The organism is Streptomyces manipurensis (genome assembly GCF_049570255.1).
Classification (GTDB): domain Bacteria; phylum Actinomycetota; class Actinomycetes; order Streptomycetales; family Streptomycetaceae; genus Streptomyces; species Streptomyces manipurensis.
On record NZ_CP186950.1, the window covers coordinates 5,408,047 to 5,431,650 of the forward strand.

At 73.7% G+C, this 23,604-nt stretch carries 22 protein-coding genes and 1 pseudogene; 9 read left to right on the forward strand and 14 right to left on the reverse strand.

Going from position 1 to position 23,604, the window contains the following annotated elements:
* Window positions 1-124 precede the first annotated feature (124 nt).
* Window positions 125-1,279, forward strand: coding sequence for an AI-2E family transporter (locus ACPU2J_RS25050; RefSeq protein WP_420082338.1), 1,155 nt, complete (start codon window positions 125-127; stop codon window positions 1,277-1,279).
* Here the strand turns inward: ACPU2J_RS25050 and ACPU2J_RS25055 are convergent.
* Window positions 1,233-1,988 (reverse strand): Clp protease N-terminal domain-containing protein, encoded by a 756-nt coding sequence (locus ACPU2J_RS25055; protein WP_420079414.1) that lies wholly within the window; start codon window positions 1,986-1,988, stop codon window positions 1,233-1,235. The genes ACPU2J_RS25050 and ACPU2J_RS25055 overlap by 47 nt on opposite strands.
* Before the next feature lie 143 nt (window positions 1,989-2,131).
* Between ACPU2J_RS25055 and ACPU2J_RS25060 the strand changes: the two genes are divergently transcribed.
* Window positions 2,132-2,755, forward strand: coding sequence for a class I SAM-dependent methyltransferase (locus tag ACPU2J_RS25060; RefSeq protein ID WP_423834016.1), 624 nt, complete (start codon window positions 2,132-2,134; stop codon window positions 2,753-2,755).
* Between the two features lie 7 nt (window positions 2,756-2,762).
* On the opposite strand, the gene ACPU2J_RS25065 is transcribed toward ACPU2J_RS25060, so the two are convergent.
* Window positions 2,763-3,806, reverse strand: a complete 1,044-nt coding sequence (locus ACPU2J_RS25065; RefSeq protein WP_420079412.1) for a S66 family peptidase — start codon at window positions 3,804-3,806, stop codon at window positions 2,763-2,765.
* Window positions 3,807-3,927: 121 nt separating this feature from the next.
* On the opposite strand from ACPU2J_RS25065, the pseudogene ACPU2J_RS25070 reads away from it, so the two are divergent.
* Window positions 3,928-4,545: pseudogene (locus ACPU2J_RS25070) on the forward strand (phosphatase PAP2 family protein); the annotation flags it as partial.
* Between the two features lie 36 nt (window positions 4,546-4,581).
* Here the strand turns inward: ACPU2J_RS25070 and ACPU2J_RS25075 are convergent.
* Both ACPU2J_RS25075 and ACPU2J_RS25080 read right to left on the reverse strand, forming a co-directional pair.
* Window positions 4,582-5,274 (reverse strand): response regulator transcription factor, encoded by a 693-nt coding sequence (locus ACPU2J_RS25075; RefSeq protein ID WP_361589511.1) that lies wholly within the window; start codon window positions 5,272-5,274, stop codon window positions 4,582-4,584.
* The gene (locus tag ACPU2J_RS25080) at window positions 5,271-6,788 is read right to left on the reverse strand and encodes a sensor histidine kinase (RefSeq protein WP_420082337.1); all 1,518 of its coding nucleotides are present in this window, start codon (window positions 6,786-6,788) and stop codon (window positions 5,271-5,273) included. The genes ACPU2J_RS25075 and ACPU2J_RS25080 overlap by 4 nt, the downstream gene beginning before the upstream one ends.
* Before the next feature lie 189 nt (window positions 6,789-6,977).
* Here ACPU2J_RS25080 and recA point away from each other — a divergent pair, with 189 nt between their 5' ends.
* Window positions 6,978-8,087, forward strand: a complete 1,110-nt coding sequence (gene recA / locus ACPU2J_RS25085) for a recombinase RecA (protein WP_420079411.1) — start codon at window positions 6,978-6,980, stop codon at window positions 8,085-8,087.
* Between the two features lie 3 nt (window positions 8,088-8,090).
* A complete protein-coding gene (gene recX, locus ACPU2J_RS25090; protein WP_423834017.1) occupies window positions 8,091-8,663 on the forward strand; it encodes a recombination regulator RecX in 573 nt (190 codons plus the stop codon).
* Between the two features lie 61 nt (window positions 8,664-8,724).
* Here recX and ACPU2J_RS25095 read toward each other — a convergent pair whose 3' ends face one another.
* The 8 genes from ACPU2J_RS25095 to ACPU2J_RS25130 form a co-directional block, all read right to left on the reverse strand.
* Window positions 8,725-9,126, reverse strand: coding sequence for a rhodanese-like domain-containing protein (locus ACPU2J_RS25095; RefSeq protein ID WP_361589502.1), 402 nt, complete (start codon window positions 9,124-9,126; stop codon window positions 8,725-8,727).
* A complete protein-coding gene (locus ACPU2J_RS25100) occupies window positions 9,123-9,656 on the reverse strand; it encodes a cysteine dioxygenase (RefSeq protein WP_361589499.1) in 534 nt (177 codons plus the stop codon). The genes ACPU2J_RS25095 and ACPU2J_RS25100 overlap by 4 nt, the downstream gene beginning before the upstream one ends.
* Window positions 9,657-9,734: 78 nt before the next feature.
* Entirely contained in the window at window positions 9,735-9,821 is an 87-nt protein-coding gene (locus ACPU2J_RS25105; RefSeq protein WP_311318651.1) for a putative leader peptide, read from the reverse strand.
* A gap of 32 nt (window positions 9,822-9,853) precedes the next feature.
* The gene (locus tag ACPU2J_RS25110) at window positions 9,854-11,428 is read right to left on the reverse strand and encodes an FAD-dependent monooxygenase (RefSeq protein WP_420079410.1); all 1,575 of its coding nucleotides are present in this window, start codon (window positions 11,426-11,428) and stop codon (window positions 9,854-9,856) included.
* Window positions 11,429-11,609: 181 nt separating this feature from the next.
* Complete coding sequence (locus tag ACPU2J_RS25115; RefSeq protein WP_389074335.1) at window positions 11,610-12,506, reverse strand: amino acid ABC transporter permease; 897 nt, start codon at window positions 12,504-12,506, stop codon at window positions 11,610-11,612.
* Window positions 12,503-13,177, reverse strand: coding sequence for an amino acid ABC transporter permease (locus ACPU2J_RS25120; protein WP_365077806.1), 675 nt, complete (start codon window positions 13,175-13,177; stop codon window positions 12,503-12,505). Before ACPU2J_RS25120 ends, ACPU2J_RS25115 begins: the two co-directional genes overlap by 4 nt.
* Before the next feature lie 83 nt (window positions 13,178-13,260).
* Window positions 13,261-14,112 (reverse strand): glutamate ABC transporter substrate-binding protein, encoded by an 852-nt coding sequence (locus ACPU2J_RS25125; protein ID WP_365496416.1) that lies wholly within the window; start codon window positions 14,110-14,112, stop codon window positions 13,261-13,263.
* Window positions 14,113-14,201: 89 nt separating this feature from the next.
* Complete coding sequence (locus ACPU2J_RS25130) at window positions 14,202-14,987, reverse strand: amino acid ABC transporter ATP-binding protein (protein WP_423834018.1); 786 nt, start codon at window positions 14,985-14,987, stop codon at window positions 14,202-14,204.
* Window positions 14,988-15,291: 304 nt separating this feature from the next.
* On the opposite strand from ACPU2J_RS25130, the gene ACPU2J_RS25135 reads away from it, so the two are divergent.
* A complete protein-coding gene (locus tag ACPU2J_RS25135) occupies window positions 15,292-15,999 on the forward strand; it encodes a response regulator transcription factor (RefSeq protein WP_423834019.1) in 708 nt (235 codons plus the stop codon).
* A gap of 12 nt (window positions 16,000-16,011) precedes the next feature.
* The gene (locus tag ACPU2J_RS25140) at window positions 16,012-17,433 is read left to right on the forward strand and encodes a sensor histidine kinase (RefSeq protein WP_420079408.1); all 1,422 of its coding nucleotides are present in this window, start codon (window positions 16,012-16,014) and stop codon (window positions 17,431-17,433) included.
* Between the two features lie 35 nt (window positions 17,434-17,468).
* Here the strand turns inward: ACPU2J_RS25140 and ACPU2J_RS25145 are convergent, their stop codons facing one another.
* Together ACPU2J_RS25145 and ACPU2J_RS25150 are read right to left on the reverse strand one after the other, a co-directional pair.
* Window positions 17,469-19,652 (reverse strand): endo-beta-N-acetylglucosaminidase, encoded by a 2,184-nt coding sequence (locus ACPU2J_RS25145; protein WP_423834021.1) that lies wholly within the window; start codon window positions 19,650-19,652, stop codon window positions 17,469-17,471.
* A 151-nt stretch (window positions 19,653-19,803) separates the two neighbouring features.
* Window positions 19,804-21,099 carry a glycoside hydrolase 5 family protein gene (locus tag ACPU2J_RS25150; protein ID WP_423834022.1) on the reverse strand — a complete coding sequence of 432 codons (1,296 nt, stop codon included), beginning with the start codon at window positions 21,097-21,099 and terminating at the stop codon, window positions 19,804-19,806.
* A gap of 384 nt (window positions 21,100-21,483) precedes the next feature.
* On the opposite strand from ACPU2J_RS25150, the gene ACPU2J_RS25155 reads away from it, so the two are divergent.
* Both ACPU2J_RS25155 and ACPU2J_RS25160 read left to right on the forward strand, forming a co-directional pair.
* Window positions 21,484-22,551 (forward strand): LacI family DNA-binding transcriptional regulator, encoded by a 1,068-nt coding sequence (locus ACPU2J_RS25155; protein ID WP_423834023.1) that lies wholly within the window; start codon window positions 21,484-21,486, stop codon window positions 22,549-22,551.
* Between the two features lie 84 nt (window positions 22,552-22,635).
* Window positions 22,636-23,586 (forward strand): ROK family protein, encoded by a 951-nt coding sequence (locus ACPU2J_RS25160; protein ID WP_423835006.1) that lies wholly within the window; start codon window positions 22,636-22,638, stop codon window positions 23,584-23,586.
* Window positions 23,587-23,604: the final 18 nt, after the last annotated feature.

The following is a 23,604-nucleotide window of genomic DNA, read 5'->3' on the forward strand; positions in this document are numbered from 1 at the left end:
AGAGACGACGAACGGCCCGACTCCCGACGCCGGGGGCGCGCCGCCGCACCCGGCGCCGCACGCGCATCCCGACGTGGCCGCCGAGGCGGCCGCGGACGCGGGGACGGCTGCGGGGACGGGCCCGGTGGGCGCCGCCGGGGCGGGGAGCGTACCGCCGCCCGGAGGCGGTACCGCCGCGGACGACGGCAGGATGCCGCGCTGGCTGCCGCGTGCCGTCGTCCTCGTCCTGGCGCTCGTCGCCTGCTTCCAGCTCGGCAGTTGGGCCTTCCACCAGCTGATCGGACTGCTCGTCAACATCCTGATCGCGTTCTTCCTCGCGCTCGCCATCGAGCCGGCGGTGGCCCGGATGGCCGCCGGCGGCATGCGGCGCGGCCTCGCCACCTTCCTGATGTTCTTCGGGGTGGTCGTGGTCACCGCCGGATTCGTGGCGCTGCTCGGCTCCCTGCTCGCCGGACAGATCGTCGCCATGGTGGAGGGCTTCCCCGGCTACCTCGACTCGGTGATCAGGTCGATCAACTCCACGTTCCGCACCGACCTGTCCCGGCTGGAGATCCAGGAGAGCGTGCTGCGCTCCGACTGGCTGCGCAAGTACGTGCAGAACAGCGCCTCCGGAGTGCTCGACGTGTCGGCCACCGTGCTCGGCGGACTCTTCAAGCTGCTGACGATCGGCCTGTTCTCGTTCTACTTCGCGGCCGACGGGCCGCGGCTGCGGCGGGCGCTGTGCTCGGTGCTGCCGCCCGCCAAGCAGTCCGAGGTGCTGCGCGCCTGGGAGATCGCGGTGGCCAAGACCGGCGGCTACCTCTACTCCCGGACGCTGATGGCACTGGTCTCCGGGGTCGCCCATTACATCCTGCTGGCGGTCCTGGGCGTGCCGTACGCGCCCGCGCTCGCCGTGTGGGTGGGGCTGGTCTCGCAGTTCATCCCCACCATCGGCACCTACCTCGCGGGCGCGCTGCCGGTCCTGATCGCCTTCACCGTCAACCCCTGGTACGCGCTGTACGTCCTGGGGTTCGTCGTGCTGTACCAGCAGTTCGAGAACTACGTCCTGCAGCCGAAGCTGACCTCGAAGACCGTCGACATCCATCCGGCCGTGGCCTTCGGGTCGGTCGTGGCGGGCACCGCCCTGCTGGGCGCGGTCGGGGCGCTCATCGCGATCCCGGCCGTGGCCACGCTGCAGGCCTTCCTCGGCGCGTACGTCAGGCGCTACGAGCTGACGCACGCGGCCGACTCGACTACGGCCGGTCCGCGTCGCCGAGGACGACTGCCAGGGCTTCGGTGACGGTGGCCTCGACGCCGGCCTTGTCCACGCCGAGCCCGCTCAGCACGCCGTCCCCGTTCTCCAGCTCCAGCAGCGCGAGCAGGAGGTGCTCGGTGCCGACGAAGTCGTGGCCGAGGCGCAGGGCCTCGCGGAAGGTCAGCTCCAGGGCCTTCTTCGCGGAGGCGTCGAAGGGGACGAGGTCGGGCACCTCGTCCTGGGCCGGGGGCAGCAGGGCGGTCACGGCGGTCCGTACGGCGTCCGCAGTGACGTGCTGGGCGTTCAGGGCGAGTCCGGCGAGGCCCTCGGACTCCGAGAGAAGCCCCAGGACGAGGTGCTCGGTGCGGATCTCGGTGTTGCCGGCGGCGCGGGCCTCGTTCTGGGCGGTCACGATGACGTTGCGGGCGCGCGGGGTGAAGCGCCCGAAGCCCGCGTTCGGGTCCAGGGGGGTGGTGCCCTCCTTGTCCGCCTTGGGGACGAAGCGCTTCTGGGCGGCCTGGCGGGTGACGCCCATGCTGCGGCCGATGTCGGTCCAGGAGGCGCCGGAGCGGCGGGCCTGGTCGACGAAGTGGCCGATGAGGTGGTCCGCGACGTCGCCGAGGGCCTCTGCCGCGACGACGGCGCCGCTGAGCTGCTCCAGGGGGTCGGTGTGGACCTTGTTGATGGCCTCGATCAGGTCGTCGAGGCGTACCGGGTTGGTCATGCGAACGGGTTCCACCGAAGGGTTCGTCATGAGCGCAACCCTAGGTTGACAGTCGAGAGGGTGTCAACCTTCGGTTGTCAGTCGGATCCGGCCGCCGGCCGCGGTCCTCGGGTGGCGCTGCCCGGATCCCGTTCCGCCCGGTGCCATGCTGAGGGCGGCACAGGGAGGCCGCCATGGGGTTCTACGCGGAACGGATCGCGCCGAGGATCGTCGACGCCGCCTGCGGGGCGGCGCTCACCCTTCCGCTGCGCCGCCGCGTGTGTGCGGGCCTGACCGGCGAGGTCGTCGAGATCGGCTTCGGCACCGGGCGCAACGTCCCGCACTACCCTCCCGGCCTCACCTCCGTGGCGGCGATCGAGCCCTCCGACACCGGCTGGGCCCGCGCCGCCGAGCGGATCGCGGCCTCACCCGTCCCGGTGCGGCGGGCGGGCCTCGACGGCGCCGCGCTGCCCTTCGAGGACGACCGCTTCGACACCGCCCTGTGCACGTGGACGCTGTGCACCGTCCCCGACGCCCCCGCGGTCCTGCGGGAACTGCGCCGCGTCCTGCGGCCCGGCGGGACCCTGCACTTCGTGGAGCACGGGCTCGCCCCGGCGGCCGACCGGGGCGTGCGCCGCTGGCAGCGCCGCCTCGACCCGCTCCAGACGCGGCTGTTCGGCGGCTGCCACCTGACCCGGCCGACCGCCGAGCTGGTGAGGGGCGCGGGCTTCGAGGTCACCGCGCTCGACGAGTTCTACGAGAAGGGCGCCCCGAAGCCCTGGGCCGCCACCTCCCTCGGGGTCGCCACCTCCGCCTGAGGATCCCTCAGTACGTCACCGTGATCCGCCGGGCCGGCCCGTCCACCCGGACGAGTCCCCCGACGGGGACGACGACCTGCGGTTCGGTGTGGCCGAGCTCCACGTCGAAGACCGCCATCGTCTCCGGCGCGTAGGTGCGCAGCGCGCGCAGGACGGCCTCGCGCTGCTCCCGGCGGTAGCGCTCCTTCTGCCCGGCGTCGAAGCGCTTGTCGAACGACCAGCTCTTCGCCCGGCCCATCAGCAGGGCGGGGAACTGCCCCAGCAGCCCGCGCTCGCCCGCGTTGCGCAGCATCCGGTAGACCTCCTCGGCGGGCGGCATCTCCTCGGAGGTCTCCAGGAAGAGCACCTGGCCCGCGTAGGAGGCGGGAGGCAGGATCGCGCGGTCCGCCGCCAGCATCCAGGAGAGGATCTCCAGGTTGCCGCCCCAGCCGGGTCCCTCCACCACCCGGTCCGGCCGGTGCCAGGACCAGCCGTCGGCCGGTTCCGCCACCGGCTCCGAATCGAAGGTGCGCGGGTCGTCCCAGGGCAGGTCCTCGTCCCCGTAGTCGGCGGACGGGGTGAGCTCGTAGGTGCCCGAGGTGAACAGCGCCGCCCGCAGGGAGTCCGCGGTGGCCGGGTGCATCGCGCCGGGCCGCCCGAGCCCGGTCATCACCGCGCCGCCGTGGTAGCCGACGATGCCGAGGTTGCGCAGGAAGAGCAGGAGGTTGGTGTTGTCGCTGTAACCGAAGAACGGCTTGGGGCTGGCCCGCAGGAGGTCGCCGTCGAGGTGCGGCAGCAGGGTGATCTGGTCGTCGCCGCCGATGCTGGAGATGACCGCCTTGATCCCGGGGTCGGCGAAGGCCGCGTGCACGTCGGCGGCCCGCTCCCGGGGCGTCGCACCCATCTTCCGGGTCGTCGGGTACTCCACGGGCTCCAGTCCGAAGTCCTCGCGGAGCCTGCGCAGCCCCAGCTCGAAGGGGAGCGGGAAGAGTCCGGGCAGCCCGGACGAGGGCGAGAGCACCGCGATCCGGTCGCCGGGCCGCGGCTTTTCCGGGTGTGTGAATTCGATCATCGGCTGATCGTATGACCCTTCCCTGCCCGGCTCCGGGAATATGTCAACCCTGACGATCGTCGGGGTTGCGGGGTGCCGTTCGGCCGAGGTGCCCGGAACGTCAGGTTCCTACCGTCGCCGCATGGAAGCGATCAAGCGGTACGGATGGGGGCGGCGGCTGGTCTGGGCGGGAGCGGCGGCCGGGGCCGGTGGCCTGGCCGTGGGCCTGCTGGCCCCGGACGGGACCGAGGCGCGCGGCACGTCCGCGGGCGTCTACCGGGACCTGACCGGCGCCCTGGCGGACGCCCCGCCGTGGGCGGAACTCGCCCTGGAGGCGGCGAGCGAGGGCACCGTCGTGTTCCTCGGCCTGCTGCTGGCCTGGGTGGGCTGGGGCGCCCTGCGCCGCCGCGACGCCCGGGTCCTCGCCGCCGTGGCCGCCGTGGGGACGGCCGTCCTCGTCGCCTACGGGCTCAGCGAGACCCTCAAGGTACTCATCGAGGAGGAGCGGCCCTGCCGCGCCGTGCCCGGTGCCGACGCCCTCGCCTCCTGCCCCGATCCCGGCGACTGGTCCTTCCCCAGCAACCACTCCACCCTCGCCGTCGCCCTCGCCGTCGGCATCGCCTCGGTCCGGCCCCGGCTGGCGGCGCTCGCCCTGCCGGTCGGCGCGGCGGCCGCCCTGCTGCGGGTCCTCGTCGGCGTGCACTACCCGCACGACGTGCTGGCCGGCGCGCTGCTCGCCACGGCCGTCGTGGCGGTCGTACGGATCCTGGCGCAGCCGGTGACCGAGGCCGTGGCCTCAGCCCTCGTACGGCAGCCCGGCCGGCGGCGCCGGGACCACGCCGGCCTCGTGGGCGACCACGGCCGCAGCGGCCCGGTTGTCGACCCCCAGCCGCGCCAGGATCGAGCTGACATGGGCCTTCACGGTGCCTTCGGCCAGCCGCAGCCTCCGGGCTATCTGCCCGTTCGACAGGCCCCCGCCGAGGAAGCCGAGCACGTCCCGTTCCCGGGCGGTCAGGGTCTCCACGCGGGCGCGGGCCGCGGCCCGGCGTCCGGTGCGGGCGCCCGCGCCTCCGGCGGCGAGGTGCGCGACGACCCGCGCCGCGACCTTTGGTGAAAGGTACGCCGCGCCGTCTGCCACGGCCCTGACGCCTGCGATCAGCTCCTCGGGCTCGCCGGACTTGATCAGGAAGCCGGTGGCCCCCTCGGACAGGGCGGTCAGGATGTAGTCGTCCTCGCCGAAGGTCGTCAGCATCACCACACCCGTCCCGGGAACGGTCCTGCGGATCTCGGCGGCGGCCTCGATGCCCCCCGTCCCCGGCATCCGGATGTCGAGGACGGCGACCTGCGGGCGGTGGCGCTGGGCCAGCTCCACCGCCTCGCGGCCGTCCGCGGCCTCCGCGACGACCGCGATCCCGGGGTCGGTGGTCAGGATCGTGCGCACCCCCGCGCGGATCATCGGCTCGTCGTCGGCGATCAGGATCCGGATCATCGGACGTCCTTTCCGGTGTACTCGTCGGTCGAGACCAGGCGCCCGGCCCGGAAACAGATGCGGTAGATGTCCCCCGACCGGTCGTCGAAGGGGTCCGCGGTCTGCACGTAGAACTCGCACTCCGCGTCCGGGGCCGCGGGCCCCGGGTCCGCGGGCCGGCGGGTCGTCTCCCGTTCCGGGAGGAACGCCGCGACGTCCGCGCGGGACTGCCCCAGGCGCAGCAGGCCGTAGTGGTGCGGGGTCAGCACCGACTCGCGGGCCGTCGCCGTGTCCCAGACCCGCACCCCGCCGATCAGCAGCAGGGTGGTGCACAGGGGCACCAGCACCGCGGCGACGGCGGTACGGCCCAGACGGCGGCGGGCGCTGTGGTGCTCCGGCGGCAGCACCCCGGCCCCTTCGCGGCGTGCCGCCGGCGCGGGCCCGGGACGGTGCGGGAGCGCGGCCCGGACGGCGAAACCGCCGTCCTCGGGTCCCGCGGAGAAGGTGCCCCCGGCCAGCCGGACCCGTTCGTCCAGGCCGATCAGACCGGAGCGGTGGCCCCCCGGCGAGGACGGGGCGGGGGTGCGGAACACGACGTACGCGTCCGCGGCCCCGCGGGGCGCGGGGGCCGAGCGGGCGGGCCCGTCCGTCACGGCCACCTCGGTACGGCCCTCCGTGTGCCGGACGCCGACGGTCGCCCGGTGCCCGGGCGCGTGCTTGGCGACGTTCGTGAGCGCCTCCTGGACGACCCGGTGCACGGCCCGCTCCACCGGGCGGGGCACCTCGCGGGCGGCCGTGGCGCCTTCCACCCGCAGCCGGACGTCCAGCCCGGCCGAGGCGGCCCGCTCCACCAGGCCGTCGAGGCCGCCCAGGTCGTCCAGCCCGGATCCGCCGCCCGGACCGCCCCCCGCGTCCGGGCCGGCGGCCGGGTCCGAGCCGGGGCGCGGGGGCTCGCGCAGGACACCGATCACCTCGCCGAGCCGGTCCACCGCGGCCCCGGCCCGGGCCCGGATGTCCTGGGCGGCCGCCCGGTGCTCGTCGGCCAGCCCGGGGGCCAGCTTCAGCGCCCCCGCCGACAGGGCGATCAGGCTGAGGTCGTGGCCGAGGAGGTCGTGCATGTCCTGGGCGATCCGGGTCCGTTCGCGCAGCCGGGCCTGCTCGGCGACCAGCCACTGCTCGCGCTCCAGCCGGGCCGCCCGTTCCCAGCCGGCCTCCACCAGCTCGCGGTACTGGCGCAGGAAGCGGCCCGCGAACCACGGCAGCATCGCCGCGACGAGCAGCAGCCCGACGAACCGGCTCGCCCAGCCGGGCCAGGCCGGGACGAGGAGCATGGCCAGGGCCGCGGCCACCAGGACCGCGGCCAGGGCCGCCGCCGTCCGGCGGTCGCGGCCCGACTGGCGGCCCGCGAGGAAGGCGCACACCGCCGCGGGCAGGCCCCACCACAGGGTCGTGGCACTCGTTCCGGGCACGGTCACCGCGCCGATGACGAGCCCCGCGGCGAGGAAGGGAACGGCTCCGCGGCATCCGGCGAACATCGATCTCACCCGGACGACCCTACGGAACCCGGACCGGCCCGGGCTCGGCGTGGTGCGCTTGACAGGAAAATCGAACATCCATTCTGATGGGTTATCCACAGCCGGAACGGCCGTGGAGGCGCATTGTCAGTGGCAGGCATTAGCGTCAGTGGCGTGAAGCGATCGACTCAAGCAAACCGGGTGGAACCCATGGCAGGCACCGACCGCGAGAAGGCTCTCGACGCCGCGCTCGCACAGATTGAACGGCAATTCGGCAAGGGCGCGGTCATGCGCCTCGGCGACAAGCCGAACGACCCCATCGAGGTCATCTCCACCGGGTCGACCGCCCTGGACATCGCCCTCGGTGTCGGCGGGCTGCCGCGCGGCCGCGTCGTCGAGATCTACGGCCCGGAGTCCTCCGGCAAGACGACCCTGACCCTGCACGCCGTGGCCAACGCGCAGAAGGCCGGCGGCACCGTCGCCTTCGTGGACGCCGAGCACGCGCTCGACCCCGAGTACGCCAAGGCCCTCGGCGTCGACACCGACAACCTCATCCTGTCCCAGCCGGACACCGGCGAGCAGGCGCTGGAGATCGTGGACATGCTCGTCCGCTCCGGCGCCCTCGACCTGATCGTCATCGACTCCGTGGCGGCCCTCGTGCCGCGCGCCGAGATCGAGGGCGAGATGGGCGACTCGCACGTGGGTCTCCAGGCCCGACTGATGAGCCAGGCGCTCCGCAAGATCACCGGTGCGCTCAACCAGTCGAAGACCACCGCGATCTTCATCAACCAGCTCCGCGAGAAGATCGGCGTGATGTTCGGCTCGCCGGAGACCACGACCGGTGGCCGCGCGCTGAAGTTCTACGCCTCCGTGCGCATCGACATCCGCCGCATCGAGACCCTCAAGGACGGCACGGAAGCGGTCGGCAACCGCACCCGCTGCAAGGTGGTCAAGAACAAGGTCGCGCCGCCCTTCAAGCAGGCCGAGTTCGACATCCTCTACGGCCAGGGCATCAGCCGCGAGGGCGGCCTGATCGACATGGGCGTGGAGCACGGCTTCATCCGCAAGGCCGGCGCCTGGTACACCTACGAGGGCGACCAGCTCGGCCAGGGCAAGGAGAACGCCCGCAACTTCCTCAAGGACAACCCCGATCTCGCCAACGAGATCGAGCGGAAGATCAAGGAGAAGCTGGGCGTCGGGATCAAGAAGGACGGCTCCTCGGACGAGGCCGCCGCCGAGACCCCGGCCGATGCCGCCGCCGTGCCCGCCCCTGCGTCGAAGGCCAAGACGACGGCCAAGACCGCCGTGGCCAAGAGCTGATCCGTGCGCGAGCACGACGAGAGGGGCGGCGGAAGCCGGGCGGGCCGCGAAGGCCGCCAGGAACTGCCGCCCCAGAGCCCCGAGGAGCAGGCGCGGGCGATCTGCCTGCGTCTGCTCACGGGGAGCCCCCGTACCAGGCGTCAGCTCGCCGACGCCCTCCACAAGCGGGGCATCCCCGACGAGGTGGCGCAGGAGGTCCTCTCCCGGTACGAGGAGGTCGGCCTCATCGACGACGCGGCCTTCGCCGGGGCCTGGGTGGAGTCCCGGCACCGCGGCCGCGGTCTGGCACGCCGGGCCCTCGCCCAGGAGCTCCGCACCAAGGGGGTGCACGCCACCCTGGTGGAGGAGGCCCTGGAACAGCTGGACTCCGACCAGGAGGAGCAGACGGCGCGGGAGCTCGTGGAGCGCAAGCTCCGCTCCACCCGGGGCCTGGAGCGGGACAAGCGGATCCGCCGGCTCGCCGGCATGCTCGCCCGCAAGGGCTACCCGGAAGGCATGGCCCTGCGAGTCGTCCGCCGCGCGCTGGAGGCGGAGGGCGAGAACGCCGACGACAGCGACGGCACCGACGACTTCTGACACCCGACACCCGGGGGAGCAGTGACCGGCGGCCCGGGGCGGGGACGGCCCCGGGGCCGGGTCAGGACACGGGGGACACCGGGGTGACGGGCAGTCCCGCGGCCTTCCACGCCTGGAAGCCCCCGGTCAGGTCCGTGGCGCGGTGCAACCCCAGCGCGTGGAGCGAGGCCGCGGCGAGACTGGAGGCGTAGCCCTCGTTGCAGACCACCACCACCCGCAGGTCGTGTCCGGTGGCCTCGGGGGCACGATGGCTGCCCAGCGGATCGAGCCGCCACTCCAGCTCGTTGCGTTCGACCACCAGCGCGCCCGGGATGAGCCCGTCGCGCTCGCGCAGGGCCTGGTAGCGAATGTCCACCAGCAGGGCACCGGACAGCGAGGCCTCGTACGCCTCCCGCGCGCCGACGCGCGTGTAGCCGGCGCGGACCCGCTCCAGCAGCTCGTCGATGCCGACCGGCGCGCTCACTGCCAGTCCGCCGCACGCTCGACGTGCTCCAGGTGCAGCACCGGTCCGCTGCGGCTGTAGCGGCGGATCAGCGGGAGCGGCGGATAGTAGGCGTGGACCGAGACCGCGTGTTCGGCCGCGGACTCGTTGAGGACCTCGTGCACGTGGTGCTCCGAGAACGCCCGCCCCGCGCCCGCCTCCAGGACGCGGCTGCGGTCGACGCCGGGAGCCAGCTCCAGCGAGCGCCAGCCCTCGGAGGGCAGCCGGACCGCCAGGGAGCGTTCCGTCAGACGGCCCCGCGCGGTGGCGAACGCCCCGCGCGAAGCGGCGTGGTCGTGCCAGCCGGTGCCGCTGCCCGGGGGCCAGCCGATCAGCCAGGCCTCGCTGCCGCCGGGGCCGTCCAGCCGGATCCACGTGCGGCCCTCGGGATCGAGCGGCAGCGACGCCACGATGTCGGGGTCGGCCGCGGTGCGCAGGGCGAAGTCGAGGAGCTCGGTGATCGTGGGGCCCCCGGCCAGCACGGGCTCAGGGGTGTACGCGGGTGCAGACATGGAAGTGTGACCGTTCCTGGGTTCGCGGAAGTGCGCGCAGGCCGGTGGACGGCACGGGGCGCGCGGAGGGAGGGCGAATCAGCAGGAAGGGCGACACACGCAGCCCGCGTAGCGGAGCAGGTCCATATGGACCCTCCGCCACAGGCGTACGTCGTTGCCGGTCATTCGGCGAGTGAACCACGCGGGCCCGGACACGGTCAATCGATCACGGCGGTCGGCGTCGTCGCCCGGACGGCCGTCCGGGACTCCGGCGCGCCGGCCCGCACGGCGTCCGCCGCCTCGTACAGCTCGGCCGGGCGCACCCCCGCGAAGGTGGCCGCCAGGTGCCCGTCCGGCCGTACCAGCAGGACCGTGTGGGCGGGCGCCCCCGGGTAGCTGTCGGCGACCAGCAGGTCGGTGCGGGCCGGGAGGGCGCTGACCGCCGCGGCCAGACGGGGCATCAGTCCGGCGCCGAGCCAGTGGCGCCGGTCCCAGACCCCGGTCCCCGGAGCCACCAGGACCGCCAGCAGCCGCCCCTGCCCGAGCAGGTCGCGCAGCGGCACCGTCGCCCCGTCGGGTGCGGTGACCGGGACGTTGGCCACCTGACCGCCCGGCTCCGTGTCCGTCGGCACCTCGCGTACGGCCACGGGGGGCGCGTACGCCGGTGCCGCGCCCAGCGGCCCGCGCCCCAGGTGGCCGTCGGTGAGCAGCGACTCGGCGGAACGGGCCGCACCGGGCAGGTAGGTGCGCAGGCCGCCACCGGTCCGCAGGGCCGGCATGGCCTGGTCCGCGGCGCGCAGCCGCGCGGCCACGGCGGTGCGCCGCTCGCCCTCGTAGCTGTCGAGCAGTGCCTCCGAAGCCCCGTGGTGCCAGGCGAGGGAGAGCTTCCACGCCAGGTTCTCGGCGTCCCGCAGCCCTTCCTCGACCCCCTGGGTGCCGAGCGCGCCCAGCAGGTGCGCGGCGTCGCCCGCGAGGAAGGCCCGCCCGTCGCGCCACCGGCGGGCCAGCCGGTGGTGCAGGGTGTGGACCCCGGTGTCGATGAGGTCGTACGGGGGAGTCGTTCCCCCGCACCACGAGGCGAGGGTGTCGCGGATCAGCGTGACCAGCGCGTCGGGGGTCACCAGCTCGCCGCGGGCCGGCAGCAGCCAGTCCAGCCGCCAGACCCCGTCGCGCAGCGGCCGGGAGGTGACCTCCTGCTGCCCGCTGCGGTGCAGCAGCGCCTCGCCCGGCCAGGGCAGTTCGGTGCGCAGCGCGGCCACGGCGTGGCGCTCCACGGCGGTGCGGCCCGGGAAGCGGATCCCGAGCAGCTTGCGCACGGTGGAGCGGGCGCCGTCGCAGCCGACCAGGTGGCTCCCGCGCCACCAGGTGGTCTCGGCCCCCCGGGTGTGCGCGGTGATCCCGTGCTCGTCCTGCTCCAGGGAGTCCAGCTTGGTGTCGTGGACCAGCTGGACGAGGGGGTGCGCGGCGGCGGCGTCGCGCAGCCCGCGCGTCAGGGCGTGCTGCGGGAGGTGCAGGGGGGCCTGGCGGTCCTCGAAGGTGATCCGCTGCGCGTCCCGGCCGCGGCGCATGGTGCGCCAGGCGGCGAAGTACGCCCCCTCGTCGCGCAGGGTCCTGCAGCCCAGCCGGTGGGCCATGGCGGAGGTGTCGGCGTGCAGGACGACCGTACGGGCGGGCCGGACCTCGTCCTTGCCGGGCCCCTCGTCGAGCACGACGGAGGGCACGCCCGCACCTGCCAGGGCGAGGGCCAGGGACAGGCCGACGGGCCCTGCGCCGACGACGATCACCGGGTCCATGGCGCGGCTCCCGATGTCCGGTATGTGATCACACGAGTATGCAACCCACTGGATGTTCCTACGTCAAGTGACACTCGACGGCGCACAGCGGCGTGGTGCGGCGGATGAGTTCCGCCGCACCACGTGGGCCACGCTGTGTGACTGACCGGACGTCAGTTCCCGGAGGTGTCGTCCCGTCGGATCAGGGGGCCTTGCCCACCCCGGCCGCGCCACCGGCGTCGACCTCGGCCACGTCGCCCTCGACCACGGCGCCGGTGCTCTTCTTCGACTTCCGCAGCCGGCGTTCCAGCTGGGACGCGAAGCTGGTGAGGGCGAAGTTCACCACGATGTAGATCAGGGCGATCACGAACATGGTCGCGATGGTGTTGCTGTAGTTCGCCGCGATCTGCCGGTTCATGGAGAGCAGCTCCGCGAAGCCCAGCAGGGCGCCGCCGAGTGCGGTGTCCTTGAGGATCACGACGAGCTGGCTGACCAGCGCCGGAAGCATGGCCGTGACGGCCTGCGGCAGCAGCACGTGGGTCATGGTCTGGCCCTTGCGCAGGCCGATCGCCTTCGCGGCCTCCGCCTGGCCCTTCGGCAGGGAGAGCACGCCCGCCCGGACGATCTCGGCGATGACCGCCGAGTTGTACAGGACCAGGCCTGTGACGACGGCCCAGAACGGCCGCGTCTCCGAGGGGACGTCCATGAGCTGGGGCGAGTACAGGGCGCTGCTGAAGAGCATCAGCATCAGCACGGGGATGGCGCGGAAGAACTCCACCCACGCGCCGACCGCCGCCCGGACTCCGGTGTGGTCGGACAGCCGGCCGATGCCCAGCAGCGCACCGAGCGGGAGGGCGATCACCATGGAGAGGGCGCCCGCCTTGAGGGTCTCCATCAGCCCGGGGATCAGGTACGTGGTCCAGATCCGGCTGTCGGTGACGAAGGGGGTCCACTTGTCGGCGTCGAGCTGGCCCTTCTCGCCCATGAGGGACAGCGCCCACCACAGGACGAGGCCGAACAGGACGACGAAAATCCCGCTGTAGATCCAGTTGCGCACCTTGGCCTTGGGGCCAGGGGTGTCGTACAGCACGGAGCTCATCGCTTCACCGCCACTCGCTTGGACACCCAACCCAGCAGCAGGCCGGTGGGCAGGGTCAGAAGGACGAATCCGAGGGCAAAGACCGCGAAGACGGCGAAGACCGCCTGGGCCTCGTTCTCCAGCATTTCCTTCATCAGCAGCGCTGCCTCGGCCACGCCGATGGTCGCTGCCACCGTCGTGTTCTTGGTGAGCGCGATCAGGACGTTGGCGAGCGGCGCGACGACCGCCCGGAAGGCCTGGGGGAGCACGATCAGGCGGAGTACCTGGAAGAAGCTCAGCCCCAGCGCACGAGCCGCCTCGGCCTGGCCGACGGGCACGGTGTTGATGCCGGAGCGCAGGGCCTCGCAGACGAAGGTGCCGGTGTAGGCGATCAGCCCGAGGACCGCGAGACGGAAGCCCGTCTCCTTGAAGGTGGTGCCGCCCAGATCGATGCCGAGGGTCTGGCTGAGACCCAGCGAGCAGGCGATGACCACCAAGGTCAGCGGGGTGTTGCGCACCAGGTTGACGTACGCGGTACCGAAGCCCCGCAGCAGCGGGACCGGGCTGACCCGCATTCCCGCCAGGACGGTGCCCCAGATCAGGGATCCGACCGCCGAGTAGAAGGTGAGCTGAACCGTCACCCAGAAGGCTCCGAGCACGTCGTACTGCCCGGAATCAAGAAAATCGAACACGATGCCCTGCGCTCTCCCCAGGATGGCCGGTGAGGTGCGCCGCCGCCCGCGGCAGGCGGGCGGCGACGCCCCTCACCGATGAATCAGCTGCCTTCGGTGATCTGCGGGGCAGGCTCGCTCTTGAAGTTGGCCGGGCCGAGGTTCTTGTCCACGGCCTGCTGCCAGCTGCCGTCCGCGACCATCTTCTTGAGCGCGGCGTTGATCTTGGTCTGGAGCTCCTTGTCGCCCTTCTTCAGACCGATGCCGTAGTTCTCGTTGCTCAGGTTCAGGCCGACCAGCTTGAACTTGCCCTTGTTGTTCTCCTGGGAGGCGTAACCCGCGAGGATCGAGTTGTCCGTGGTGAGGGCGTCGACCTTCTTGTTCTCCAGGCCCGTGAGGCACTCGGAGTAGCCGCCCTGCTCCAGCAGGTCGGCCTCGGGGGCCAGCTTGGTCTTGACGTTCTGCGCCGAGGTGGACCCGGTGACCGAGCAGAGCTTCTTCTTGTTGAGGTCCTCGGCCTTGGTGATCGAGGTGTCGTCGGCGCGGACCAGCAGGTCCTGGTGCGCGAGGAAGTACGGGCCGGCGAAGTCGACCTTCTCCTTGCGCTTGTCGTTGATCGAGTAGGTCGCGACGACGAACTTGACGTCACCGTTCGCGATCAGGTTCTCGCGCTCGGCGCTGACGGCCTGCTTGAACTCGATCTGGTCGGGCTGGTAGCCGAGCTCCTTGGCCACGTAGGTCGCGACGTCGACGTCGAAGCCCGTGAACTTGCCGTCCGGGGTCTTCAGGCCCATGCCGGGCTGGTCGTACTTGATGCCGACGACGATCTTGTCCTTGGCGCCGCCGGACGCACCGCCGTCGCTGCCGGCGTCCTGCTTGCTGCCGCCGCACGCGGTGGCGGTCAGGGACAGGGCGACGGCAACGGCCGCGGCCGCAGCGGCCTTGGAGATCTTCATGGTGAACTTCCCTCGGATGAGACGTTGTTGGACGACGAGCGACGACGCGGGCGTCGGGCCGCCAGGGGATCACTACCAGACGACAACCGTCAGTGGTGCAGGATCTTCGACAGGAAGTCCTTCGCACGATCGCTGCGCGGGTTGCTGAAGAACTGCTCGGGGGGGGCCTCTTCGACGATCTTTCCGTCGGCCATGAAGACGACCCGGTTCGCGGCCGAGCGGGCGAAGCCCATCTCGTGCGTGACCACGACCATGGTCATACCCTCGCGGGCGAGCTGCTGCATGACCTCCAGCACCTCGTTGATCATCTCCGGGTCCAGGGCCGAGGTGGGCTCGTCGAAGAGCATCACCTTCGGCTCCATGGCCAGCGCCCGGGCGATCGCCACGCGCTGCTGCTGGCCGCCCGAGAGCTGCGCCGGGTACTTGTCGGCCTGCGAGCCGACGCCCACCCGGTCCAGCAGGGCCACCGCCTTGGCGTGCGCCGTGGCCTGGTCGATCCCGCGGACCTTGAGCTGGCCCAGCATGACGTTCTGCAGCACCGTCTTGTGCGCGAAGAGGTTGAACGACTGGAAGACCATGCCGACGTCGGCGCGCAGCCGGGCGAGTTCCTTGCCCTCCGAGGGCAGTTCCTTGCCGTCGAGCGTGATCGTGCCCGAGTCGATGGTCTCCAGGCGGTTGATGGTCCGGCACAGCGTGGACTTGCCCGATCCCGAAGGACCGATCACCACGACCACCTCGCCGCGGGCAATGCTCAGATTGACGTCCTGAAGCACGTGCAGCGCGCCGAAGTGCTTGTTGACGTTGCTCAGTACGACCAGGTCGTCAGCGGCACCGGCCGCGTCCTGCACGTCCTTGGTCACTGATACTCCGCTCATCGGCTTCTAGCTCCGTCCTCCTCGGTTGGGAGGACAGTAGTGAGGGGACGAGCACACCGTCATCACATCTGAGGGAGAATTGAGGATAACGATCCGGCCTCTGCCGGATACGCTCCGTGTACGGCACCTGTCCGGACGATCATGTACGAGTACCGGGTCCATAACGGAAGGCGCGCCGTGGCGGAACCCCCTTGACGTGGGCCCCGGCATCGGCGTGGATGCAGGGTGGCCACATGTGCGGCCACGCATCCACGCCGATGCCGGAGCACGGTGAACCCGAACGAGAAGAGGAGAGGGGGACGACATGAGACTGCTGCTCGTCGAGGACGACGACCACGTCGCCGCCGCCCTGTCCGCGATCCTCGCCCGGCACGGCTTCCAGGTCACCCATGCCCGCAACGGCGAGGAGGCCCTGCAGGCGCTGCTGCCCGCCGGGGCCCCGCCCTTCGGCGTGGTCCTGCTCGACCTGGGCCTGCCCGACCAGGACGGCTACGAGGTGTGCGGCCGGATCCGCAAGCGCACCTCGACGCCGGTCATCATGGTGACCGCGCGGGCCGACGTGCGCTCCCGCATCCACGGCCTGAACATGGGCGCCGACGACTACGTCACCAAGCCCTACGACACCGGCGAGCTCCTCGCCCGCATCCACGCCGTCGCCCGGCGCACCGGCACCGCGTCCGACGAGAGTGCCACCCCGGGCACCGGCACGCCCGCCACGGTGCGGCTCGGCCCCGTCAGCATCGAGCTGCCCACCCGCCGGGTCAGCGTGGACGGCGCGGACGTACCGCTCACCCGCAAGGAATTCGACCTGCTGGCCCTGCTCGCGCAGCGGCCGGGCGTCGTCTTCCGCCGCGAGCAGATCATCAGCGAGGTGTGGCGCACCAGCTGGGAGGGGACCGGGCGCACCCTGGAGGTGCACGTCGCCTCCCTGCGCTCGAAGCTGCGCATGCCCGCCCTGATCGAGACCGTCCGAGGGGTGGGCTACCGGCTCGTCGCCCCCACCGCCCCCTAGGAACGTCCTGCCGTGCGCGCCCGTCTGCTCCCCCTGCTCGTCATCCTGATGGCGGGCACGCTCCTCGCGCTCGGCTTCCCCCTGGCCGTGTCCCTCGCCGCGGGGCAGCAGCAGCGGGTCGTGGTCGACCGCATCGACGACAGCGCCCGCTTCGCCGCCCTCGCCCAGTTCGTGATCGACGCCCAGGGCGCCGGCTCCACCGGGGCCGACGAGCGCCGGGAGCTGCTCCAGCTCGAACTCGCCCGCTACCAGCAGCTGTACGGCATCCGTGTCGGCGTCTTCTACCGCGACGGCAACGCCCTCGCCCGCTCCCCGGGCTGGTGGCAGCTCCCGCGGTCCGGTGAGGGGCCGAAGGCTCTCGACGAGGCCCTCGCGGGGCGGCGCAGCCACGACCCGCCGCAGGTGTGGCCCTGGCAGTCCCACGGGAAGCTCCTCGTCGTCTCCCCGGTCGTCCTCGACGGCGACGTGGTCGCGGTGGTCGCCACCGAATCGCCGACCGACCAGATGCGGGCCCGGATCCTCCGGGGCTGGCTCCTGATCGCGGCCGGCCTGGCCGCCGCGATGCTGGTCGCCTTCGCCGCCGCGCTGCGCCTGACCAGCTGGGTGCTCAAGCCCGTCCGGACGCTGGACGCCGCCGCGCACGGCATCGCCACGGGCCGGATGAACTCGCGCGTCGCCGCCGCCGGCGGGCCGCCGGAACTCCAACGCCTGGCCCGGTCCTTCAACGAGATGGCCGACAACGTCGAAGAGGTGCTGGAACAGCAGCGGGCATTTGTCGCCGACGCCTCCCACCAGCTGCGCAACCCGCTCGCCGCGCTGCTCCTGCGGATCGAGCTGCTCGCCCTCGAACTGCCCGAGGGCAACGAGGAGATCGCGTCCGTCCGCACGGAGGGCAAACGGCTCACCCAGGTCCTGGACGACCTGCTGGACCTGGCCCTCGCCGAGCACGCCTCCGCGGAGATCAGCCTCACCGACATCGGCGCGCTCGCGGCCGAGCGGGTCGCCGCCTGGCACCCGGTCGCCGAGGAGAAGGGCGTACGGCTCGTCGAGACGGGCCGGACCGCCGCGACCGGCTGGGCCGACCCCATCGCCCTGTCCAGCGCGCTCGACGCCGTCATCGACAACGCCCTGAAGTTCACCCCCGCCGGTGAACAGGTCGAGGTGTCCGTCGCGGCGGCCGGGCGCTCGGTCACCGTGACCGTCGCCGACCGCGGCCCCGGCCTCACCGAGGAGGAGCTGCAGCGCGTCGGGGACCGCTTCTGGCGCAGCGGCCGCCACCAGAACATCAAGGGCTCCGGACTCGGCCTGTCGATCTCCCGGGCCCTGCTCGCCGCGGGCGGCGGGTCCCTCGCGTACGAGACGAACCCGCCGCACGGGCTGCGGGTGACCGTGGCCGTCCCGCGCACCGATCCCCACGGCGCCGCACCGCACTGACCCCGGCGCCGCCCGGGCAGCCCCCGCCGGCGCGGTTACGGCTCCCAGGGCAGGGCCGTGCGGACGGGTGCGGAGGCCCGGTAGAGCTCGTCGACGGCCCGCACCTCGAACACGGCCGCCGGCTCCCCGCCCGCGCGCACGATCCCGTCGAGGTAGAGGGCCGTACCGCAGGTGCCCCCGAGGAAGCGGCGGCCGCCGTCCGGCAGCAGCCGGGACACCTCGTAGTGGCGCGGCCGTCCGCCCGGAGCGGCCGCAGGCCTCCACGACAGGCGCAGCCGGGCCCGGTCCCCGGACCGTTCCGAGGCGTCCACGGCCGGCGCGGTGACCGGGGCGGGGCGCGGGGAGCGGGGCCCGTCGTGCACCGCGACGGAGCCCAGCCGCCACCCCACCGGGCCCTTGCCCCGCACGGTCAGCCGTACGGCGAGGGCGTACGCGGTACGGCCCGCCAGGAGCGCGAGCGGTGCCCGGGTGGTGCGCCAGCCCCGCCCTGCGTCCGTGCTCCGGCCGCGCAGCCAGGTGTACGGGACCGGCCCGCCGGCCGTGGACGGCTCGCGGGTCGCCACGCCGATCTCCACCCCGACCGGTGCGGTGCCGGGACCGGTGGCGTGGACCAGTTCCAGGACGCTCGCCCGGGTCAGCGGCAGCCGCGTCGTGTGCAGCCCGACCGTCACCGGCGCCGTCGCGGAGCCCGACACGAGCAGGCTGGAGCCGCCGCGCCAGGCGTCCGCGAAGTCCAGGGCGACCGTGGGGCGCTCCCCGTCGGTGTCGACCACCCAGCGGCGGCCCGGCAGCCGGTCCTGCAGCCCGAGGTGGTTCCAGGGGGTGTCCCCGACGACGGCGCCGGCGTCGTACCAGCGCAGCCCGTGTCCGGTGTTGAAGAAGCAGGCGAAGGGGAGAGCGGTGACGGTGGACCGGTCGGCGACCGCGGTGGCGGGTGCGCGCCAGCGGTCCCCGGGCGCGGGCCGCGACGGGTCCAGCGACGAGCCGGTCCAGAAGCGGTCGTCCGCGCGGTGGAAGGCGCCGGGGGAGCGGTCGGTGAGGTGGTTGCGGGTCCACTCGGGCCGGTAGAAGCCGACGCTGACGATGTGGTCGCGGCCGCGCGGGACGATGGCGTCCCAGTCGACGGCGGACTCCCAGCCGCGGGCCTCGGTGTCCACGGCCGCCCACAGTTCGTGGCGGGAGCGGCCCAGCCGGTCGGCGAGCGCGCCCGAGGAGGCGAGCGTCCCCGGCGTCCAGCGGAAGTCCAGGAACACCGTGTCGGCGACCCTGCCGCCGCGGTCCTCGAAGAACTCCTGGTTCAGCGCGTTGAGCGCACCCTGCCAGCCGACCCGGCCGGTGGTGTTCATGGCGTCGTACCAGGTGATCCGCAGCCCGTGCGGTTCTCCCGCCGCCCGCAGGGCGCGCAGGAACTCCCGCATCCGGGTCGCGAGGGCGCTGTCACCGCCGTCGGTCTCGGCGTTCACGAACCAGCCGTCGAAGCCGTACGTCCGCGCCACCAGGACGAGTTGGTCGGCGATCGGGAAGCGGCCCAGGGCGTCGCGCTGCACCAGATCGCGGGTCCAGCGCAGGTCACCGCCGTACGCGACGGGAGGCAGGAAGACGTTGCCCATGACGCGGACGCCGTTGCGGTGGGCGGCGTCGATCACGGGGGCGTTCGGGGCGAGCACGATCCCCTCGCCCGCGGAACCGCCCCAGAAGACCAGCTCGTCGATGTACGCCCAGTGCGCGAACGCGTAGTGGTCGGCGGTCGGGGAGCCCTGGGAGGGGTTCGCGGCGGTGGGGGCGAAGGAGACCAGGGAGGCGATACGGGCCTGGCCGGCGCGGGCGAGCCGGTTCGCGGGGACCGGGGTGAAGCGCTCCGCCAGGGGCACGGTCGCGGTGTTGTACGCGAGGTCGGGGTCCCCCTCGGGGCTCCACTCGCGCAGCGAGCGCCACACGATGCCGGGGCCGGGGGTCCCGGCGGGGAGGGAGTCGGGGAACCAGTAGGAGGCGTACGGTGCCAGGTCGGCCGGGGCCGGTCCGGGCGCGCCGTGGGTCCCGTGCGTCCCGTGCGGCGCGGCGGGCGGGGCCGGCGGGGCCGAGTCCGCCCGCGCCCGGCCGGCCAGGCCCAGCAGCGCGGTGGCACCGGCTCCGGCGGCCAGCACTCTGCGCCGGGTCGGGCGTAACCGGTCGGGCGCGGGCGGCGTACGACGATCGAGGCCGTTTCCGGTCTCGGGCATGCGGGGCTCCTCACGGGGGATCGGTCGGGTGGTGCCGGGCGGGGCGGGGCGGCGCGGGCATGGCGGGAGTGCGGGCCGGGGTCGCGGCGCCGGCGCACGGTTCCGGGCGGCCGGGGCGGGTCTGGCGGATCTGGCAGGTCGGGCGGGGGTGTCAGGCCGGGGGCGGCGGGGCCGCGTCGCGTACGCGCAGGACCTCCGTGATCCCGCGGGCCGTCAGGTGCGCCGGGTCCTCGGCGTGCTCCGCGAGCACCACCGCGGGCCGCACGCCCTCGGCCGTCAGCGCGGCCCAGGCCTCGAAGAACGCCCCGCCCGGAGCACACGCCGACCGTCCGGCGGCCCCGTCGGGGCGGCCGGGCGCGTCGGCGCCCGCGGAGTCCAGGGTGTCGAGGACGAGCGCGGTCGTGCGCGGGGCCGGCCGGTGCGGGCGCCCCCGCCACCGGGCGGCGATCCGGGCGACCGCGTCGCCGGCCGGCTTGACCCTGCCGTCGTTGGAGAGCAGGCCCAGGCCGTACTCCAGCTCGGGGAAGTCGGCGAGGTCCCGGGACACGTCGTGTGAGCACCACCAGGTCACCCCCCACAGGCCGGCACAGTCCAGCACGTTCGTGATCGTGGCCTCGGTGAACCGGGCCGCCCGCTCCGGCAGGATCAGCGGCGCCGGAGCGCCGGCCTCCTGGAGCCACACCGGCCGGTGCGGGTCCAGGGCCCAGGCCTTGGCCAGCTCGATCAGGTACGCGGCGTGGTGCTCGGTCGCCGTCCCGCGCGCGCCGTGGCGCTGGGCGGTCCCGTTGAACACCCAGGAGTGCACGGCGGTGGCCCCGCCCAGCCGGGCCGCCTGCGCGGGGGTGAAGGGGTGCCCGTCCCGGTACCAGGCGGCGTCGTACTCGGCGTGCACGTGCAGCCGCCCCGGCGCGCCCCGTTCGCAGGCGGCGAGCATCCGCTCCAGCCAGCGGGCGGCCTGGTCCGGGCCGATGCGGTCGGGGTCGGGGTGGGGGTCGTCGGAGAACTGGTTGATCTCGTTGCCGACCGTCATGCCCAGGAAGTTGGGCCGGTCGGCGAGGGCCGCGGCGAGCGTGCGCAGGTACTCCTCCTGCCCGGCGACCACGTCGGGCGCGGTGAACATGTTGCTGCGGTGCCAGGTCCGGGTCCAGGAGGGCAGGAAGTCGAAGCTCGACAAGTGCCCCTGCAGGCCGTCCACGTTGACGTCGAGCCCGCGTTCGGCGGCCGCGTCGGCGAGCGCGACGAGCTGTTCGACGGCCCGCGGCCGGATCAGCGCGCGGTTCGGCTGGAAGACCGGCCACAACGGGAACACGCGGACGTGGTCCAGCCCGAGTGCGGCGATCGCGTCGAGATCGGTCCTGACCGCGTCGAGGTCGAAGTCCAGCCAGTGGTGGAACCAGCCCTGGGCGGGCGTGTAGTTGGCGCCGAAGCGGACTGCGTCGTCAGGCACAGGGCGTCCCGGGTTCTGGAGTGGTACGCGAATTCTCCGGACGCGCCACAAACTGCCGCCGCGGATCCGGAAAGTCAACAGGGCCCCGGAGGGACGCACTTATGCGCTTCAGGCCAACGCGCACAAGGGTTCCGGTCCTGGAACACCGGGAGGCTAAAGCGGTTTAGCCCCGGTCCGCCCCGGCGGTGGGAACGGGAAATGGACAAGGGGCGTACGGGTGGTGGCCGCAGCGCGCCCGGCCCCGTCCGGAAATCCCTTCCCGGCGGGCGGACGGAGGTGCCGGACCGTTCGGTGCCCGGGGCGGGGCCGGATCGCGTACGGTCCGGCCAGCGGCCCGCGTACTGCGCCGCGCGTGACGCACCCGATGGAGGAATGAGGCAGGTCATGGCCCGCAGACCCACCATCAAGGACATCGCCCGACGGGCGGGCGTGTCGGAGAGCGCCGTCTCCTTCGCGCTGAACGACCGGCCGGGGGTCTCGCGGGACACCCGGGCCCGGATCCGCGGCGTCGCCGAAGAGCTCGGCTGGCAGCCCAACAGCGCCGCCCGCGCGCTCTCCGGCGAACGCGCCGGGGCCGTCGGGCTCGTCCTCGCCCGGCCCGCGCACACCCTGGGGGCCGAGTCCTTCTTCCTCCGGCTCGTCTCCGGGATCCAGGAGGCACTCTCCGCGGCCGGGACCGCGCTGCTCTTCCAGGTGGTCGAGGACATCGACGCCGAATGCGCCGTCCACCGCAGGTGGTGGGCCGAGCGCCGGGTCGACGGGGTCCTCGTCGTCGACCCGCGCACGGACGACCCCCGCCCGGCGCTCCTCGCGGAGCTGGGCCTGCCCGCGGTCACCGTCGGCGAACCGGCTCCCGCCCCCGGCTCCGCGCACGCCGGGACGCCGTCCCCCGCCCTCTCCGCGATACGGGCCGACGACGCGGGCGCCATGGCCCAGGTCCTGGACCACCTCCACGGGCTCGGCCACCGCCGCATCGTCCACGTCGCCGGCCTGCCGGCACTGGCCCACACGGTCCGCCGGATCGACTCGCTGAGGGCCGAGGCCGCGCGACGCGGCCTCGGCCCGGACCACGTCCGCTCGGTGGTCACCGACTACTCCGACGCGCAGGGGGCGGCGGCCACCCGCCTGGTCCTCGCCGAGCCGCGCCCGCCGACGGCCCTCGTCTACGACAACGACGTGATGGCCGTCGCGGGGCGCGCCGTCGCGGCCGAGCTGGGCATCCCCGTACCCGCGGGTCTGTCCATCGTGGCCTGGGACGACTCCGCGCTCTGCCGGGTCACCCACCCCCCGCTCACCGCGCTGGTCCGCGACACCGCCGGCTTCGGGCGGCTGGCCGCCGAAGAGCTGCTCGCCGTGGTGGTGGGGCGCCCGCCCGGGGTACGCGAGAGCGAGCGGCCCCGGCTGGAGCCGCGCGAGAGCACGGCGCCACCCCCGGCGCATACTGATTCCTGAACCCTTCCTGGAGCCGCCACCGTGATCACCCCCACCGCCCCGCTGCCCGTACCGCGCGCCGACGCCCCGGCCGCCGGACCGACGGTGGCGATCGACATCGGCGGCACGAAGATCGCCGGCGCGCTGGTCCACGCCGACGGCACGATGACGGACACCACCCGCCGGGCGACGCCCCGCGGAGCCGACGCCGACGGCGTCATGGCGGCGGTGGCGGAGGTCGTCGCCGAGCTGTCGGCCTCCCCGCTGTGGGACTCGGCCGTCCGCTGCGGCATCGGCAGCGCCGGCCCGGTGGACACCTCCCGGGGCACGGTCAGCCCGGTCAACATCGGCGCCTGGCGCGACTTCCCGGTCCAGGAACGCGTGGCCGCGGAGCTGGCGGCGCGCGGCGCCGACCTGCCGACCGTGCTGGCCGGCGACGGCGTGGCCATGACCGCGGCCGAGCACTGGCTGGGCGCGGCCCGCGGGCACGCGAACGCCCTGTGCATGGTGGTCTCCACGGGCGTCGGCGGCGGACTGGTCCTCAACGGCCGGCTCCACCCGGGCCCCACCGGCAACGCCGGGCACATCGGTCACATGAGCGTGGCCTTCGACGGCGAGCCGTGCGTCTGCGGCGGGCGCGGCTGCGTCGAGTCCATCGCCTCCGGTACGGCCATCGCCCGCTGGGCCCGGGAACAGGGCTGGACCCCGGTGGCACGCGACGGCGCCCCGGACGCGCCGGACGCCACGGCGGCGGGAGTGGCGGCGGCCGCCGCCCAGGGGGACCCGGTCGCCCGGGCCGCCTACAACCGGGCGGGCCGCGCCCTGGCCGCCGCCATCGCGGCCACCGCCACCCTCGTCGAGACCGACATCGCGGTCGTCGGAGGAGGCGTGGCCGCCGCCGGGGACACCCTCTTCGGCCCGATCCGCGCGCACCTCGCGCAGTACGCCACGCTCGGCTTCGTCGAGGAGCTCCGGGTGGTTCCGGCGAGCCTGGGCACGCACGCCGGCCTCATCGGGGCGGCAGCGGCGGCGACGATGCTCCTGCCGGGAGCCTGAGCGGGATCAGGGATCAGG